14 protein-coding genes are annotated in these 16,287 nt (G+C 69.9%); 8 read left to right on the forward strand and 6 right to left on the reverse strand.

What is annotated here, in order from left to right; translation table 11 throughout:
• Positions 1–10 precede the first annotated feature (10 nt).
• From GGR64_RS11195 to GGR64_RS11210, 4 genes are read right to left on the reverse strand one after another with little or no spacing between them, the layout of a single operon-like run.
• Positions 11–1,033 carry a spore coat U domain-containing protein gene (locus GGR64_RS11195; RefSeq protein ID WP_184645827.1) on the reverse strand — a complete coding sequence of 341 codons (1,023 nt, stop codon included), beginning with the start codon at positions 1,031–1,033 and terminating at the stop codon, positions 11–13.
• On the reverse strand, positions 1,030–3,399 hold the full coding sequence (locus tag GGR64_RS11200) for a fimbria/pilus outer membrane usher protein (protein ID WP_184645828.1): 2,370 nt from the start codon (positions 3,397–3,399) through the stop codon (positions 1,030–1,032). The genes GGR64_RS11195 and GGR64_RS11200 overlap by 4 nt, the downstream gene beginning before the upstream one ends.
• A complete protein-coding gene (locus GGR64_RS11205) occupies positions 3,350–4,090 on the reverse strand; it encodes a molecular chaperone (RefSeq protein WP_184645830.1) in 741 nt (246 codons plus the stop codon). Before GGR64_RS11205 ends, GGR64_RS11200 begins: the two co-directional genes overlap by 50 nt.
• Positions 4,091–4,104: 14 nt before the next feature.
• Complete coding sequence (locus GGR64_RS11210; protein ID WP_160965670.1) at positions 4,105–4,608, reverse strand: spore coat U domain-containing protein; 504 nt, start codon at positions 4,606–4,608, stop codon at positions 4,105–4,107.
• A gap of 217 nt (positions 4,609–4,825) precedes the next feature.
• On the opposite strand from GGR64_RS11210, the gene map reads away from it, so the two are divergent.
• From map to dapD, 3 genes are read left to right on the forward strand one after another with little or no spacing between them, the layout of a single operon-like run.
• The gene (gene map / locus GGR64_RS11215) at positions 4,826–5,611 is read left to right on the forward strand and encodes a type I methionyl aminopeptidase (RefSeq protein ID WP_160957186.1); all 786 of its coding nucleotides are present in this window, start codon (positions 4,826–4,828) and stop codon (positions 5,609–5,611) included.
• Between the two features lie 29 nt (positions 5,612–5,640).
• Positions 5,641–8,241, forward strand: a complete 2,601-nt coding sequence (locus GGR64_RS11220) for a [protein-PII] uridylyltransferase (RefSeq protein ID WP_184645922.1) — start codon at positions 5,641–5,643, stop codon at positions 8,239–8,241.
• Entirely contained in the window at positions 8,241–9,245 is a 1,005-nt protein-coding gene (gene dapD, locus GGR64_RS11225; protein WP_160965672.1) for a 2,3,4,5-tetrahydropyridine-2,6-dicarboxylate N-succinyltransferase, read from the forward strand. The genes GGR64_RS11220 and dapD overlap by 1 nt, the downstream gene beginning before the upstream one ends.
• 890 nt (positions 9,246–10,135) lie before the next feature.
• On the opposite strand, the gene GGR64_RS20715 is transcribed toward dapD, so the two are convergent.
• Positions 10,136–10,357, reverse strand: a complete 222-nt coding sequence (locus GGR64_RS20715) for a hypothetical protein (RefSeq protein ID WP_221236162.1) — start codon at positions 10,355–10,357, stop codon at positions 10,136–10,138.
• Between GGR64_RS20715 and GGR64_RS20720 the strand changes: the two genes are divergently transcribed.
• From GGR64_RS20720 to asnB, 5 genes are all read left to right on the forward strand, one after another.
• The gene (locus tag GGR64_RS20720; protein ID WP_221236163.1) at positions 10,356–10,811 is read left to right on the forward strand and encodes a hypothetical protein; all 456 of its coding nucleotides are present in this window, start codon (positions 10,356–10,358) and stop codon (positions 10,809–10,811) included. The two genes, GGR64_RS20715 and GGR64_RS20720, sit on opposite strands and share 2 nt — an antisense overlap.
• Positions 10,812–10,983: 172 nt before the next feature.
• Complete coding sequence (locus GGR64_RS11235; RefSeq protein WP_184446789.1) at positions 10,984–11,340, forward strand: arsenate reductase; 357 nt, start codon at positions 10,984–10,986, stop codon at positions 11,338–11,340.
• Positions 11,337–11,795 (forward strand): GNAT family N-acetyltransferase, encoded by a 459-nt coding sequence (locus tag GGR64_RS11240; RefSeq protein WP_184645832.1) that lies wholly within the window; start codon positions 11,337–11,339, stop codon positions 11,793–11,795. Before GGR64_RS11235 ends, GGR64_RS11240 begins: the two co-directional genes overlap by 4 nt.
• A 162-nt stretch (positions 11,796–11,957) precedes the next feature.
• Positions 11,958–13,088, forward strand: a complete 1,131-nt coding sequence (dapE, locus tag GGR64_RS11245) for a succinyl-diaminopimelate desuccinylase (RefSeq protein WP_184645834.1) — start codon at positions 11,958–11,960, stop codon at positions 13,086–13,088.
• 253 nt (positions 13,089–13,341) lie between these two features.
• Complete coding sequence (gene asnB / locus GGR64_RS11250; protein ID WP_184645836.1) at positions 13,342–15,036, forward strand: asparagine synthase B; 1,695 nt, start codon at positions 13,342–13,344, stop codon at positions 15,034–15,036.
• 125 nt (positions 15,037–15,161) lie between these two features.
• Here asnB and GGR64_RS11255 read toward each other — a convergent pair whose 3' ends face one another.
• On the reverse strand, positions 15,162–16,208 hold the full coding sequence (locus GGR64_RS11255) for a right-handed parallel beta-helix repeat-containing protein (RefSeq protein ID WP_184446785.1): 1,047 nt from the start codon (positions 16,206–16,208) through the stop codon (positions 15,162–15,164).
• Positions 16,209–16,287 lie beyond the last annotated feature (79 nt).

Raw genomic sequence — 16,287 nt, forward strand, 5'->3', positions numbered from 1 at the left:
CGTTCAGCCCTCAGTAGGTCACGGTGACCTTGACCACGTCGCTGTAGCTGCCCGGGGCCGGGGTCTGCTGGGCCGGCACCTGGCCGTACAGGGTGAGCGATTGCGCGCTGCCGGTCCCGGTGCCGGTCTGGGTATCGGTGTTCAGGGTGCTGCCCCAGCGTTGGGTGCGGGCGGCGTCGCGGTACAGCTCGTAGGTGAGGAACTGGCCGCTGGCGTTGCGCATGCGACGCACGTTGCCGCTGGCGTTCTGGCCGTTGTCCAGGCTCACCTGCCAGGCGGTGCGGTAGCGGCAGTTCATGCTGAGCGCGGTGGTGTAGTTCAGCGGATTGTCGATCAGGCCCGACTGCGTACCGAAATCCAGGTCGGCGATGCTGGCGATGGTGCAGGTCGGTGCGGCGGTGACGCTGGCCACGAACGGGAACTGCACCGAGGTGCCGCCGCCGGCGCCGCCGGTGGTGCAGGAGGCGGGCATGCTCGCCGGGGTGCCGATCAACGGCTCGTCGTAGCGGTACTGCAGGTTGGTGAACACCCCGCTGAAGTTGTTCTGGTAGAGCCCGGTGGCGATACCGCTCTGCAGCGGGATGCGTCCATACAGGGTGTAGCTGGCGCTGCCGCTGCCGCCGGTCACCAGCGAGGAGTAGGTCAGATCGACCTGGAGCGGGGTGGAGCCGGCCAGCGTGCTGCCCCAGATCAGGCTGCGTGCGCTGTCGCGGTAGAGCTGGAAGCCGAGGCTGTCGTTGAGCGGGTTGAGCATGCGCCGCGGCGCGATGCCTAGGCCGCCGCCCTGGGCACCCTCGCCGATGTTCAGGCACATGCGCACATAGATGGTGCCCAGGATGCTCAGCGCGCCGGTCTGGCAGGTGACCACGATCTGCGCGGTGGCGTCGGTGGCGGCGGTGTCGGAGAGGGTGCCGAAGCTCAGCGCCGTGGCCTGCGCGGTGCAGGTGGTGGTGGCCGCGGCGCGCGAGGGCAGCAGCAGTGTGACCGCCAACAGCAGGGCCGGCAGCAGCATTCGCCAGGCGCGCGCGCTCATGGCGTGGTCTCCGGCAGGCAGCGCAGCGGCTCCAGGCCGGTGGGCCGCGCCTGCGTCGCGCGGTCGATCCGGAATCGACAACGGCTGCCGTGCATGTCCACCTCCAGATCGTTGCGGCCGGGCCCGAGTCCTTCCACATAGGCCTGACCATCGTAGCCGACCACCGTGTCGACCCCCGGTCCACGTATCCGGCTGCCGACCGGCAGCGGCACGCCGTCGGCATCGCGCAGTTGCACCAGCACGCCGTCGCTGCGGCGGATCGGGAACGCCACCACCACCCCGGTGCGGTCGCGCGGCACCACGATCTGGTCGACCTGCTCCGGCCGCAACTCCGCCGGCAGGCGCATCGGATCGATCGACAGCTGGTTGTGCTGCCAGGCCAGCAGCGGCGTGACCAGCAGGAAGCCACGCGCATCGGTGCGGCCGATCGGCCGGTTCTCCAGCAACACCGGCACGTCGGCGACGCCACCGGTGGAGACCAGGGCGAAGGCCTGGTCGAGATCGCGGCCAGGGAACCAGCCGCCGCCGATCCAGGCCACGCCGCCCGAGGCTTCGGCGTAGCCGTAGGTCTGGCCGCCGGCGCTGGCGATGCCGCCGGCGTAACGGGCGCTGTCGCCGCGCCAGCTGGCTTCGGCCAGGCCGCCGCCGCCGTCCTGCCCGCCGCGCGCCTGCAGCCGCCAGCCGCTGCCGCCGTCGGCAGCCGCTGCCTGACTGAGATCGGCCGTCGCACTGGTGCGTTCGCCGAAACGCTGCAGGGCGACGCCGGCCTGGCGGCGCCCCTCCAGCGCGATCGACCAGCCCAGATACACGCTTCGGTCGCTGGCCTGGTCCAGGTTCTGGTTGATGCTCAGGTTCAACGACGACTGCCGCGGCAGGGCCCGGGTCCAGAACAGGCTGGCGTAGCGCTGGTCGCCGCTGTCCGGATAGGCCAGGCGCACATAGCTCAGGGCGATGCTGCCCAGGCCGTCCCAGGTGCTGCCGAACAGGGCGCGCTCGCTGACCCGCGGCGGCGCGGCGCCGTAACGCGCGGCCACGTCGCGGTAGCCGGATTGCGCGCGCTGGGTATCCAACGCCAGGTTGAAGCGGCCGTTGTTCCAGCGGTAGCTGAGCGCGTACTGCAGGCCTTGCTGGCCGGCATCGCCGCCGTGCGCCAGCGAGGCGCCGAACACGCCGGCGCGCGGCAGCAGCCACAGGCCGCCGACGCCGGCGTTGCGCACGCCGGCCCCGGCCTCGGCGTGCGCCTCGGCGGTGAAGCGCGGGCTGACACCGCGCCGCCAGCTGGCGCTGCCGACCGTGTCGCCGGCATAGGCGAAGTCGGCGACGCCGTAGTCCTCGCGCACCCGGCCCAGCGCCAGCGACCAGTCGGTCAGGCCGCTGGCCAGCAGATCCTGGGTCGCATAGAAAGGAAAGGCCAGCGAGCGGGTGCGGCCGTAGGCGTCGGTGATCACCACCTGGGCATTGCCGGCGCCGTCCACGCCCGGCGCGGCGGACAGTTGGAACGGCCCGGCCGGCAGCTGCGCGCCGTACTGGCGGATGCCGTTGACGTACAGGTCCACGCTGGACGGCACCGCCACTTCGCCGAGGAATTCCGGCAGCGGGGTGAGCGCGCGGTACGGCTGCAGGCCGAAATCGCTGCCCACCCGTACCCCGCCCAGGCGCAGCGTGCGGCTCCAACTGGTGCTGCTGCTGAAGGTGTCGCCCAGCACCACGCTGGTCATGCGCTCGGGCAACGACCATTGCCACTGCGTGTCCAGGCGGATCGCCTCGGCATGCCAGTTCTGCTGCGGCTCGCGGTACAGCCTGCCGACGAAGGACTGCCGCAGCAGGCCATCGCCCAGGCCGAACACGCGCAGTTCGCCGCTGGCGGTGAGATTGCTGGCGCTGCCCTGGCGGCTGGCATAGAGGTCGTAGTCGAGCAGGGCGCCGGGCGAGCTGGTCGCCGGTAGCGACGGCACGCCGCCGCGGGCGTCGATCCGGGTGGTGGCGACGTCGAGCAGCGCCACCGGCGCGTCGATGGCCAGTTGCTGCAGGCTGGCGTCGTAGCGGAAGCGCACGCCGTCCAGATCGCCCAGGGCGATCGCCGCGGTGGCGTCGCTGCCGTCCACGCGCAGACCGAGCTGGCGCAGAGTTGCGGCACTGGCGCGCAGTTGCTCGCCGTCGCGCTGGAACTGGAACAGGCCCGGCTGCCGGGTCTGGTTCAGGGTGACCTCCAGGTACAGGGTCTCCTGCGCCGGCGCAGCGGCCTGGGGCGGGGTGGAGGGCTGAGGCTGGGCGACGGCGAGCGCGGCAGTGCCGGCCCACAGGGCCAGCAACAGCTCAGGGCGCCGCCGCGTCCACGACCAGCGACTGCGCGCGCGGCTCGCCATTGATCCTTGCCTCGAACGTTCCCTGCGCCCGGGCCAGCGCTTCCGGCAGCGGCCAGCGCTTGCGCTGGCCCGGCAGCACATAGCCGGCCAGGCCTTGGGCGACGGCGCTGCGTTGGCCATCGCCGGCGACGAACTGCAGGTCCACCAATTGCGCGTGGCCGTTGCCATGGTTGAGCACTTCCAGCGCCGTGCCCGCGCCGTCGCGGACCAGCCGCGCGCGCAGTGCCGGCGCGGTGGCCACGGCCGGCTTGAGGAACACCGGCACCGAATAGCGCAGCACGAACTGCAGCCCGGCGCTGGCGTTGCCGCTGGCGTCCTGGCTGGGCAACTCGTCGACCAGGATGCGGTAGGCGTCCTCGCCGGCGCCGGGCGCGGGATCCAGGCGGATCACGCGGACCAACTGCCGCGAATGCGGCGCCAGCTCCAGCATCGGCGGGCTGAGCGCGATGCGGTCGCTGGGGTCGAGCACATCCTCGCCGTCGCGCTGCTGCCAATGGAATACGCGGACCTGCGCACGCAGCGGCACGTCGCCGCTGTTGCTCAGCCACACGCCCTGGGCGGTCTCCTCGGCGCGCAGCGACACCGAGGTCGGCGCCACCTGCAGGCTCGCCGCCACTGCCGCGCCGGCTGCCGCCAGCCACAACGCGGCGAGCGCCGGCAGGCGCAGGAAGGAATGCAGTCGCACATGCATGCAGGCGGCTCCGGTTACCAACTGACGGTGGCGGTGACGATGTCGCTGTATGAACCGGCAGGGTAGTTGGTGTTGGCGACCTGGCCGTAGACGGTGATCGGCTGCACTGCACCATTGCCGGTGCCGGCCTGGGTGTCGGTGCCGATGGTCGAGCCCCAGTTCTGCGTGCGCGCGGCATTGCGATACAGCGAGTAAGGCACCCGCGTGGTGTTGCCGGCGACGGCGCTGCCCATGGTGCGGGTGGTGACCGTGGCGCCGGAGCCGGAACCGGCGTTGAGCGCGATGTTGTACGGCGTGCCGGAGGTGCAACGCACGTTCAAGGTGCCGGTGCTGTTGATCGCCGTCTGGTTGGAATTGACGCTGCCGAAATCCACGTCGGTGGGGGCCGTCTGGATGTCGCAGACGCTGGTGATCTGGATCTTGACGTTGAAGGTGCGCGAGTCGGACTGGGCCCAGGCCAGGCCGGTCCCGGCGACGAACAGCACGAGGAAGGCGAGAACGCGATGGAAGAGGTACATGGCAGGGTTCTTCGGTGAGGGCGGACAACCGCCGGTGTCGCCATCAATGCAAACTGCGGGCCAGTTCACATTTTTTTGGATCGTCATCTAGATTTCACATGAGATGGCGACCACAGGACAGCGCGTTCAGTGCGATGAAGACGATGGTGGTCAGGGCAACGCGCCGGAAAACCACCGATGCGCCCGGCGCGTTCAGCCAGCGCCGGGATGAGCGATAATGACGACCATGACCGTCAATCTGAAAACTCCGCAGGACATCGAGAAGATGCGCGTGGCCGGCCGCCTGGCCGCCGAGGTACTGGACCTGATCGGCCCGTACGTGAAGCCCGGCGTCACCACCGCCGAGCTGGACCGCATCTGCCACGACCATATCGTCAAGGTGCAGCAGGCGGTGCCGGCCAACGTCGGCTACCGCGGCTTTCCGAAGACCGTGTGCACGTCGGTGAACAACGTGATCTGCCACGGCATCCCCAGTGAAAGCAAGGTCCTGAAGGACGGCGACATCGTCAACATCGACGTCACCGTGATCAAGGACGGCTGGCACGGCGACACCAGCCGCATGTACTGCGCGGGCACGCCCTCGGTGATGGCGCGGCGCCTGATCGAGGCCACCTACGAGGCCATGTGGCGCGGCATCCGCGCGGTGAAGCCGGGCGCCACGCTCGGCGACATCGGCCATGCCATCCAGCAGTACGCCGAGAGCGAGCGCTTCAGCGTGGTGCGCGAGTACTGCGGCCACGGCATCGGCAAGGTCTACCACGACGAGCCGCAGGTGCTGCACTACGGCCGGCCGGGCGATGGCCTGGTGCTGAAGCCGGGCATGACCTTCACCATCGAGCCGATGATCAACGAGGGCACGCGCTACACCCGCGTGCTGCCGGACGGCTGGACCGTGGTGACCAAGGACCGCAAGCTCTCGGCGCAATGGGAGCACATGGTCGCCGTCACCGAGGATGGGGTGGAGGTACTGACCCTGTCGCCGGGCGGCCTCGGCGAGCCGTGAGCCTGCTGCCGGCCGGTGCCGATGCCGGCATGCCCGACGCCGGCGTCGACGATGCCGGCTGGGCGGCCGCGGTGCGGCAACTGCTGGCGCAGACCGATGCGCGGCTGAGCAAGCGCTTCGACCAGGGCGACGACATCGACCGCCTGCTGGCGCTGCGCGCGCGCGCGCTGGACCAACTGATCCGTCACGCCTGGAGCCGCTGCGTGCCGCGCGAGGCCGGGCTGGCCCTGTTCGCGGTGGGCGGCTACGGTCGTGGCGAACTGTTCCCGCGCTCGGACATCGACCTGCTGGTGTTCGGCGAGCTCGACCCCGTCTACGAACCGGCGCTGGCGCGGCTGTTTCCGCTGCTGTGGGACGCCGGCGTGCCGGTGAGCCACGCGGTGCGCTCGGCCGCGCAGTGCACCGCGGCCTGCGCCGACCAGACCGTGCTGACCGCGTTGATCGAGGCGCGCCCGCTGCAGGCCGACGCCGCGGCTAAGGCGGCGCTGGCGGCGGCCATCGCGCCGCAGCGGGTGTGGCCGCCGCGCGAATTCTTCATGGCCAAGCGCGAGGAGCTGCAGGCCCGCCACCAGCGTTTCGGCGATACCGCCGACAACCTGGAGCCGGACATCAAGGACGGCCCCGGCGGCCTGCGCGACCTGCACACCCTGGGCTGGATGGCGTTGCGCGCGTTCGGCGTGCGCGACCTGGAGCCGTTGATCGGGCTGGGCCATGTCGGCGGCGACGAAGCCGCCGCGCTGCGCCGCGAGCGCCGCGAACTGGCGCGCTTGCGCTACGGCCTGCACCTGGTCGCCAACCGCCCCGAAGAGCGCTTGCGCTTCGATTACCAGAAGACCCTGGCGCAGCGCCTGGGCTTCTCCGACGACGTCGAGAGCCTGGGCGTCGAGAAGATGATGCAGCGCTTCTACCGCAGCGCGGCGATCGTGCGTCGGCTCAGCGATCGGCTGCTGCAGCGCTTCGAGGAACAGTTCGATGGCGAGGCGCAGCCGCAGCCGCTGGCCGGCGACTTCTCGCTGCGCCGCGGCTACCTGGCCGCCGACGACGAGCACTGGCCGCAGGCCGACCCGGTGCAGGTGTTCGCGCTGTTCGCCACCTGGGCCGCACACGGCGAGATCCGCGGCCTGCATTCGCTGACCGCGCGCGCGCTGGCCGAGGCGCTGCCGCACCTGCCGGCCTACGCCAGCGCCAGCACGGCCGCGCGCGAGCGCTTTTTGGCGCTGTTGCGCGGCCCGCGCGCGGTGCAGACGCTGACCCGGATGGCGCGGCTGGGCGTGCTCGGGCAGTGGATCCCGGCGTTCGCGCAGGTGTCCGGGCGCATGCAGTTCGACCTGTTCCATGTGTACACGGTCGACCAGCACACGCTGATGGTGTTGAAGAACATGGCGGTGTTCGCCAGCGCGCGCGCCGACGACCGCTTCTCGATCGCGCATGAGGTCTGGCCGCGGCTGCGCAAGCCGGAACTGCTGCTGTTGGCCGGCCTGTTCCACGACATCGCCAAGGGCCGCGGCGGCGACCATTCGGAACTGGGCGCGGTGGATGCGCGCGCGTTCTGCGCCGCGCACGCGCTCAGCGCCGCCGACACCGACCTGGTCGCCTGGCTGGTCGAGCAGCACCTGCGCATGTCGGTGACCGCGCAGAAGCAGGACATCGCCGATCCGGACGTGATCCATCGCTTCGCCAGCCTGGTCGGCGACCGCGAGCGGCTGGATCATCTGTATCTGCTGACCTGTGCCGACATCGCCGGCACCAGCCCCAAGCTGTGGAACGCGTGGAAGGACCGGCTGCTGGCCGACCTGTACTTCGCCGCCCGCCGCGCGCTGCGCGAGGGCCTGGAACACCCGCTGCCGGTGGCCGAGCGCCTGCAGGAGGCACGCGAGGCCACGCGTGCGCTGATGCACCTGCAGGGCCACGACGACGTCACCATCGACCGCCAGTTCGCCGGCATGCCGGACGAGAGTTTCCTGCGCTTCCGTCCCGAGCAACTGGCCTGGCAGGCGACCTCGCTGATGGAGGTGGAACTGGGCGGCACCCTGGTCAAGGTGCGTCCGGTCACCCCCGACGACGCGGCGCTGGAAGTGTTCGTGTACTCGCCGGACCGCGACGGCCTGTTCGCCGCGATCGTGATGACCCTGGACCGGCTCGGCTACGGCATCCATCGCGCGCGGGTGCTCGATGCGCCGCATGAGGCGATCTTCGACACCTTCGAGGTGATGCCGGCCGATGCCTTCGCCAGCGGCGACATCGCGCAGTTGCAGGCCGGACTGCGCGAGGCGCTGGCCGGCGACCTGGCGCGGCTGCGTCCGGCGCGGCGCGTGGTGCCGCGCCAGCTGCGGCATTTCCGCTTCGCCCCGCGCATCGAATTCCGCGAGAGCCTCGACGGCCGCCTGACCCGGCTCAGCCTGGTTGCGCCAGACCGCCCCGGGCTGCTGTCGGACGTGGCCCAGGTGCTGCGCCGGCACCAGCTGCGCGTGCACGACGCGCGCATCGCCACCTTCGGCGAGCGCGCCGAGGATCTGTTCCACATCACCGACGAGCACAACCTGCCGTTGCCCGACGCCTGCCGCCAGGCGCTGCAGGCCGCGCTGCAGGCCTGCCTGGACCCCGATACCCCGCCTGGAGACCCCCGCTGATGGCCACCAAGAAGCCTGCCGCCAAGACGCCCGCTGCGAAGAAGCCGGCCACCAAGAAGACCGCCAAGCCGGCCAAGTCCGCCAAGCCGGTCGCCGCGAAGCCTGCGGCACCGACCGCGGCGGCCAAGCCCGCGCCGAAGCCGCTGCGCGCCAAGCCGGTCGCCATGCCCAGCGCCGACGAACTCAAGTTCACCATCGACAGCGCGTTCGAGCGCCGCGCCACGCTGACCCTGGACGAGATCGAGGGATCGACCCGGCCGGTGGTCAACCGGGTCATCGACGGCCTGGAAAGCGGCGAGTTCCGCGTCGCCGAGCCGGACGGGCACGGCGGCTGGAAGGTCAACGAGTGGCTGAAGAAGGCGGTGCTGCTGTACTTCCGGGTCAACGAGATGGCGGTGGTGGAAGCGCAGCCGGCGCCGTTCTGGGACAAGGTGGAGTCGCGCTTCGCCGGCTACCACGAGGCCGAGTTCCGCAAGGCCGGCGTGCGCGTGGTGCCGGGCGCGGTGGCGCGCCGCGGCAGCTACTTCGGCAAGGACGTGGTGCTGATGCCGAGCTTCACCAACATCGGCGCGCACGTCGGCGAGGGCACCATGGTCGACACCTGGGCCACGGTCGGGTCCTGCGCGCAGATCGGCAAGCATTGCCACCTGTCCGGCGGCGCCGGCATCGGCGGCGTGCTCGAGCCGCTGCAGGCCAGCCCCACCATCATCGAGGACCACTGCTTCATCGGCGCGCGCTCGGAAGTGGTGGAGGGCGTGGTGGTCGGCCACCACAGCGTGATCGGCATGGGCGTGTTCCTGGGCCAGAGCACGCGCATCTACAACCGCGCCACCGGCGAGATCTCCTACGGCTACGTGCCGCCGTACAGCGTGGTGGTGTCCGGGCAACTGCCGGCCAAGGACGGCTCGCACTCGCTGTACTGCGCGGTGATCGTCAAGCAGGTCGACGCCAAGACCCGCAGCAAGACCAGCGTCAACGATCTGCTGCGTGGGTTGGCTGACTGAGTTGGGCGGCGCCTGCCTGTTCCTGTTCTAGAAAGGCTTTCGCCCTTGCGGGCGAGTTACTTTGATCAGCCTTTGGCTGCTGAGAAGCGCTTCTTTGCTCGCGCAAAGAAAAGGTAACCAAAAGAAACGCTTTACCACAGCCGAAGGCTGGTCAAGCGCGCCCTGCCTTGCGCCCTCCGCGCTGCGCGCTCCGGGTCCGCGGATGCACCGGGGATTCGCGGAAGGGGCTTGGCTGCTTTGCAGCCAAGCCCGGGGCAGGCGCCTCACGGCGCCAGCCCGCCCGCCGGGGCGAAGCAGTGCTTCGCCTTTTTCCGGCGAGCCCTGCCCCTGCCGCGAACGGCGCATGTCCATGTGCGCCGCCCCTTCGGGGGTTTTCCCCGGTCCACCCGCCGCTGCGGAAGGGAACCCGGTAAATCAAAAGCAAACGCAAAGGCGGTAAAGCACGCGGTGGCTTCTGTCGTCGGGACCCGCATGCAAAGTCTTCGGCGGATTCGGCTCCAGTGCGAACAGCCGTGCGTCGGCAAGAACGCGGCGTTCGGCCTAGTGGCACTGTGCCGCTTGTAGGTAGGCAAGCTCAACTGATGGCTGTCGCCCGTAAGAGTTGGTCGACTGGTTCATCGTAGGGTTCGCGATTCCGAACCAAGGGCAGAGCGGGCGCACACCCGACGTACATCGGTGGCCGGATACGCTGCCACACGCGGGTTCGAGCGCTGCCGCGGCAGTGTGCATCGGACCGACGATGCCCGGTGCGACTGTTGCCGGGTGCTGCACTGCCCTGACAGGGAGACACCAATGCGGAAGATGAAATGGGCTTGCTGGATGACGGTGGCGGTCGCGCTGGCCGGGTGCGGTCGCGAGGGCGCGCCGACGCCAGCGGCACCTGCGGACGGTCATACGCCCACCGAGACGGGCGCTGCGCCAAACCCCGTGCCTGCCGCGACCGCCGCGCCTGCAAAAGCGCCTGCCACGACGGAAAGCGCCAGCGTGGCAAGCGAACCACTGTCCTGCGCCGCCGAAATCGGCGCCGATGCTGCGGCGGCGCGCGTGGCGACCTGTCGCTCGGTGTCGCCGGCCACGCATCCGCCCTGCAGTGCCGCCAACAGCTGCGCCATGATCGACGACGAGATCGCGCGCAGCTGCGCGCTGCTCGGTCACGATGGACCGGCCACCGCCGGTTGCGGCCCGGCGGCGGACAGCCCGCAGGCCGCGGCTGACGTGGTGCGGCGTTATTACGCGGCGATCAACGCGCGCGATTACGCGGTGGCCTGGCAGCAGTGGGGCGAGGACGGGCGCCCGGGGCAGTCCTACGACGCGTTCAAGGCCGGCTTCGCCCAGACGCGCGCGGTGAAGGTGACGATCGGCGCGCTTGGTGCCAGCGACGGTGCCGCCGGCTCGGTGTATCAGCCAGTGCCGGTCACCGTGGAGGCGACGCTGGCCGACGGCACGCGGCAACGCTTCCGTGGCGACTACGTCCTGCGTCGGGTCAACGGTGTCGACGGCGCCTCGGCCGCGCAACTGCGCTGGCGCATCGACTCGGCCCGGCTCAAGGAAGTGCCAGCGCAGTAAGACGCGGTGTGGCCAAGTGCGTTTTCTCGCTGCGCGGGAGAGCCGACGGCGCGTGCGCCGGGTAAGATCAAACACGATATCTGCGCGTGCCATGTCGCCACGGCGCGCCAACCCTCACCCCAACCCCTCTCCCGGCGGGAGAGGGGCTTCATCCGCTTGATGGGACATTTCGATGACGACGTTGTACGGATTGAAGAACTGCGACACCTGCAAGAAGGCGACCAAGTGGCTGGACCGCTTCGGCGTGGCCTACACCTTCGTCGACTACCGCGAGCACAAGCCGACGCCGGAGACCCTGCTGGAGTGGGCCGGCCAGGCCGGTGGGTTCGACGCGCTGGTCAACAAGTCTTCCACCACCTGGCGGCAACTGCCCGACAACAAGAAAGCGCCTGGCTCCGATGCCGAATGGAAGCTGCTGCTGCGCGAGTATCCGCAGCTGATCCGGCGGCCGGTGGTGGTGACCGACGACGGCCGGCTCAGCCAGGGCTTCTCCGACAACGGCTTCAAGCAACGATTCGGTATCGCGTGAACATCCGCCCGTACCGGGCAGACGACTGGGCACGCCTGTGCGTCATCCACGACGCCGCGCGCCTGGAGGAACTGCAGGCGGCGGTGTTGGCGGATGCGTTCCTGCCGCTGCCGATCGCGGCCGAGCGTGAACACCTGTTCGACTACCGCGTGCAGGTCGCCGAATGGCAAGGCCAGGTGCTGGGGTTCGTCGCCGACGACGGCGAGGAACTGGCCTGGCTGTACGTGGATCTGGCCGCGCGCCGGCGCGGCGTCGGCCAGGCGCTGGTGACCGCGGTGCAGGACGCCAGCCCGGCTGGCCTGACGCTGGAATTGCTGGATGGCAATGTCGCGGCACTCGCGTTCTACCGTGCCTGCGGCTTCGTCGAAACCGGCGTGCAGCATGGGCGCATGCCCGGCAACGAGGCCTTCGCGGTGCGCGTGCGCTGCATGCGCTGGCCGGGTGTCGCGCCGTAGCGAAGGTCAGGCTCGCGAACGTGCATCCGCCAGGGCGACCCGGGCCGAGACTTCGAATCCGCCAGTCCCGCTCGTACACTGCACTTGCTGCGTCGCCCGCACGCGACGTTACCGGCCCCGATCATCATCGCGCCCTAGCGCTTTCCCCAACGGTGTCCCTGCATGTCCGATGTCCTTGAACTCGCCCGCGACCTGATCGCCCGCCCGTCGGTGACTCCCGACGATGCCGGGTGCCAGGCACTGATCGCGCGCCGGCTGGAACGCGCTGGTTTCGCCATCGAGCATTTGCGCTGCGGCCAGGTCGACAACCTGTGGGCGACCCATCGCGGTGGCGATGGCCCGGTGCTGGCGCTGCTCGGCCATACCGACGTGGTGCCGCCGGGGCCGCGCGAGGCCTGGGCCAGCGATCCGTTCGTACCGCAGATTCGCGACGGCGTGCTGTACGGGCGCGGCGCTGCCGACATGAAGGGTAGCGTGGCCGCCTTCGTGGTCGCCGCCGAACGGTTCGTGGCCGCGCAGCCGCAGCACCCGGGCACGCTGGCGGTGCTGCTGACCAGCGACGAGGAAGGCGATGCGATCGACGGCGTGCGCCACGTGGCGCGATTGTTCGCCGAGCGCGGCGAACGCATCGACTGGTGCGTCACCGGCGAACCCTCGTCCACCGAACGTCTCGGCGACCTGCTGCGGGTCGGCCGCCGCGGCAGCCTCTCCGGCGCGCTGCGCGTGCGCGGCGTGCAGGGGCATGTGGCCTATCCGCACAAGGCGCGTAACCCGATCCACTTGGCCGCGCCGGCGCTGGCCGAACTGGTCGCGCGGCACTGGGACGACGGCTACGAAAGCTTCCCGCCGACCAGCCTGCAGATCTCCAACGTGCATGCCGGCACCGGCGCCAACAACGTGATCCCCGGCGAACTGCAGGTCGCCTTCAACCTGCGCTACACCCCGCACTGGGATGCGCCGCGGCTGGAAGCGGAGATCGCCGCGCTGTTCGATCACCACGGCCTGGACTACGACCTGCGCTGGCACCGCAGCGGCGAGCCGTTCTACACCCCGGAAGGCACGCTGCGCCGGGTAGCGCGCGAGGTGCTGGGCGAGGTCGCCGGCGCGCCGCCGGAGGAGAGCACCGGCGGCGGCACTTCCGATGCGCGCTTCATCGCGCCACTGGGCGCGCAATGCATCGAGGTCGGCCCGGTCAACGCCAGCATCCACCAGGTCGACGAGCACGTGCGCGTGGCCGACCTGGAGGCGCTGCCGGATCTGTATCTGCGCCTGATCGAACGGTTGCTGCGGTAACAGTTGCGCCGGCCCGCGCGCCGGGTTACGGTCGCCGCATGACCTCGTTGTCCGTCCTCCGCTCGACCACCGCCAACGGCCGCAATAATGCGCTGGCGAATAATCGTGCGCGGCCGATGCGGGTCTGCGACTAGGCGCTACCAGAAACACCACGCCCAGCCACCAGAAAACCCGCATCGGCCGATGCGGGTTTTTTTGTGCCTGGGCGTGTGGATTCCCTCGCAACCCTTACCCCACGATCAGGAGCTTTCCCATGTGTTCGATCTTCGGCATCTTCGGCCTGCAACCGGGCGACGACCTGCAGGCGCTGCGGCGGCAGGCGCTGGACTGCTCGCAGCGGCAGCGCCATCGCGGCCCGGACTGGAGCGGCGTGTATGTCGACGACGGCGCGATCCTGGTCCATGAGCGCCTGGCCATCGTCGACCCGGCTGGCGGCTCGCAGCCGCTGCTCTCCGACGACGGACGCCTGGCGCTAGCGGTCAACGGCGAGATCTACAACCATCGCGAGCTGAAGAAGGAACTCGTCCAGCCCTACGCCTTCCAGACCGGTTCGGACTGCGAGGTGATCAACGCGCTGTACCGCGAAACCACGCCGGACGCGCTGCTGAACCGCCTCAACGGCATCTTCGCTTTCGCACTGTGGGACAAGGCCGCCGGCCGCGTGCTGATCGCGCGCGATCCGATGGGTGTGTGCCCGCTGTACTGGGGCCATGACGCGCAGGGCCGGCTGCGGGTGGCCTCGGAGATGAAATCGCTGGCCGACAGCTGCGCCGACGTCGCCCAGTTCCCACCGGGCCACTACTACGACAGCGCCAGCGGCGAGCTCGTGCAGTACTACCGCAAGCCCTGGCGCGACTATGCGGCGGTGCAGGGCGTGGAGGTCGGCAAGCAGGAACTGCGCGAGGCGTTCGAGCGTGCCGTGCATCGGCAGTTGATGACCGACGTGCCGTACGGCGTGCTGCTCTCCGGTGGGCTGGATTCCTCGCTGGTGGCAGCGGTGGCGGCGCGTTTCGCGCGCAAGCGCATCGAAGAGAACGACGAGGCCGAGGCCTGGTGGCCACGTCTGCACTCGTTCGCGATCGGCCTGAAGGGCTCGCCGGATCTGGCCGCCGCGGCGATCGCGGCCGAGGCCCTGGGGACCGTGCACCACGGCTTCGAATACACCTTCGAGGAAGGCCTGGACGCATTGCCGGAAGTCATCCGGCACATCGAGACCTACGACGTCACCACCATCCGCGCCTCCACGCCGATGTTCCTGCTGGCGCGGCGGATCAAGGCGATGGGAGTGAAGATGGTGCTGTCCGGCGAAGGCAGCGACGAGATCTTCGGCGGCTACCTGTATTTCCACAAGGCGCCGAACGCGCGCGAATTCCACGAGGAACTGATCCGCAAGCTCGACGCGCTCTACAACTACGATTGCCTGCGCGCCAACAAGTCGATGATGGCCTGGGGCGTGGAGCCGCGTGTGCCGTTCCTGGACGTGGAGTTCCTGGACGTGGCCATGCGCATGGACGCCCAGTACAAGATGGCCGGTACCCGCGCCGACGGCAGCAAGCGCATCGAGAAGGCGGTACTGCGCGAGGCCTTCGAGGGCTATCTGCCCGAATCGATCCTGTGGCGGCAGAAGGAGCAGTTCAGCGACGGCGTCGGCTACGGCTGGATCGACGGCCTGAAGGCGCATGCCGAAGCCCAGGTCAGCGACCGCGAACTGGCCGCGGCCGACAAGCGCTTCCCGGTGAACCCGCCGCAGACCAAGGAAGCCTATTACTACCGCAGCCTGTTCGAGCGCGTGTTCCCGACGCCGGCCGCGGCCGAGACCGTGCCCGGAGGCAAGTCGATCGCCTGCTCCTCGCCGGCGGCGATCGCCTGGGACGCCAGCTTCGCGGCCATGGCCGATCCCTCCGGCCGTGCGGTGGCGGGTGTGCACGCGCAGGCGCTGGGAGCCTGAACTCGCACGTCCCGCCGGCGATACGCCGGCGGGACGTGTCGGACTCGGGATCCAAGCAGCGGGAGTCGGCAGTGCTTCGGGTCGCGGCACCGCCTTTCCGGGGGGGCGCGTCCCGGGTCCCGGCCTTACTCGAAGCGCACGCAGTGGCCGTAGCGTTCGGGCTGGATATCGATGCCGGAGGCGTCGGCCTGGTTGTTCTTGCGCCACAGGTTGGGGCGGAAGTCCGGGCCGGTGCAGTTGGCCGCACTGTCCACGCCGATGGTGTAGGTGTAGGGATTGCCGCGGAAGGTGTTGTTCTCGAAGGTGTTGTCCTGGCTCATGCTGTTGTCCCAGCACAGGATCTGCGGCGTGCGCTGGCGGATCGAGCAGGTCAGGTAAAGCCCGGCGCCCTTGTTGTCGATGAACTGGTTGCCGGCGAACAGGTTGCGCCGCGCGTCGGCCAGGTACACGCCCTGGCTGCCGTTGCGCTCCAGCCGATTGTCGCGGATCTCGCTGTCTTCCAGGTGCTCGGTGGTGATGCCGGCGGCGACGTTGTCGTGGATCACGTTGTCGATCAGCTTGACCTTGGCGGTGCGGTTGAACGACACCCCATCCCAGGTTGCGCCGGACACGTCGTTGTGCGCGATCAGCAGGTCGCGGCTGTCGAACTCGCTGAGCAGGCAGGCGCTGCGGCACTTGCTCACCCGCAGGTGGGTCAGCTGGATGTCCTGGCCGTTGCGCACCACCACCAGGCTGTTGCTCAGGTACGGGCGCTCGGGCATGAACTCCTTGTCGATGGTGCCGCCGACGATCTGCAACTGCTCCACGCGGACGTCGCGGATCGGCTTCAGCGGGCGCTCGTTCTGGTAATCGCCGATGACGATGGTCGGTTGCTGCACGTGGTCGCGCATGCGCAGCACGGTGCTGTCGCCCTGGCCGCGCAGGCGCAGGCCGTCGCGCTGGATCGAGATCAGCTTGCCGACCGGGAATTCGCCGGCGCTCAGGCACACGGTGGCGGGTTTGCCGTCGTTGGGGACGCGGTCGATGGCGGCTTGCAGATCGTCGCCGGGTTCGGCGCGCACGCTGCAGTCGGAGTTGGCACCGGGCGCGTCGGCGGCCGGCGTGGCACAGGCGGAGAACGACACGGCCGCGGCGAGCGGCAGCAACAGGGCGAGCAGGGGAGGGCGCTTCATCGGTAGGCAGACTCGGCAGTGGGGGGAGGGGAGGCGGCGGACCGGCGCATGGGACGAACGCCGGCGCGGAAACATCGGG

The organism is Xanthomonas sp. 3307 (genome assembly GCF_014199735.1).
Lineage (GTDB): Bacteria > Pseudomonadota > Gammaproteobacteria > Xanthomonadales > Xanthomonadaceae > Xanthomonas_A > Xanthomonas_A rydalmerensis.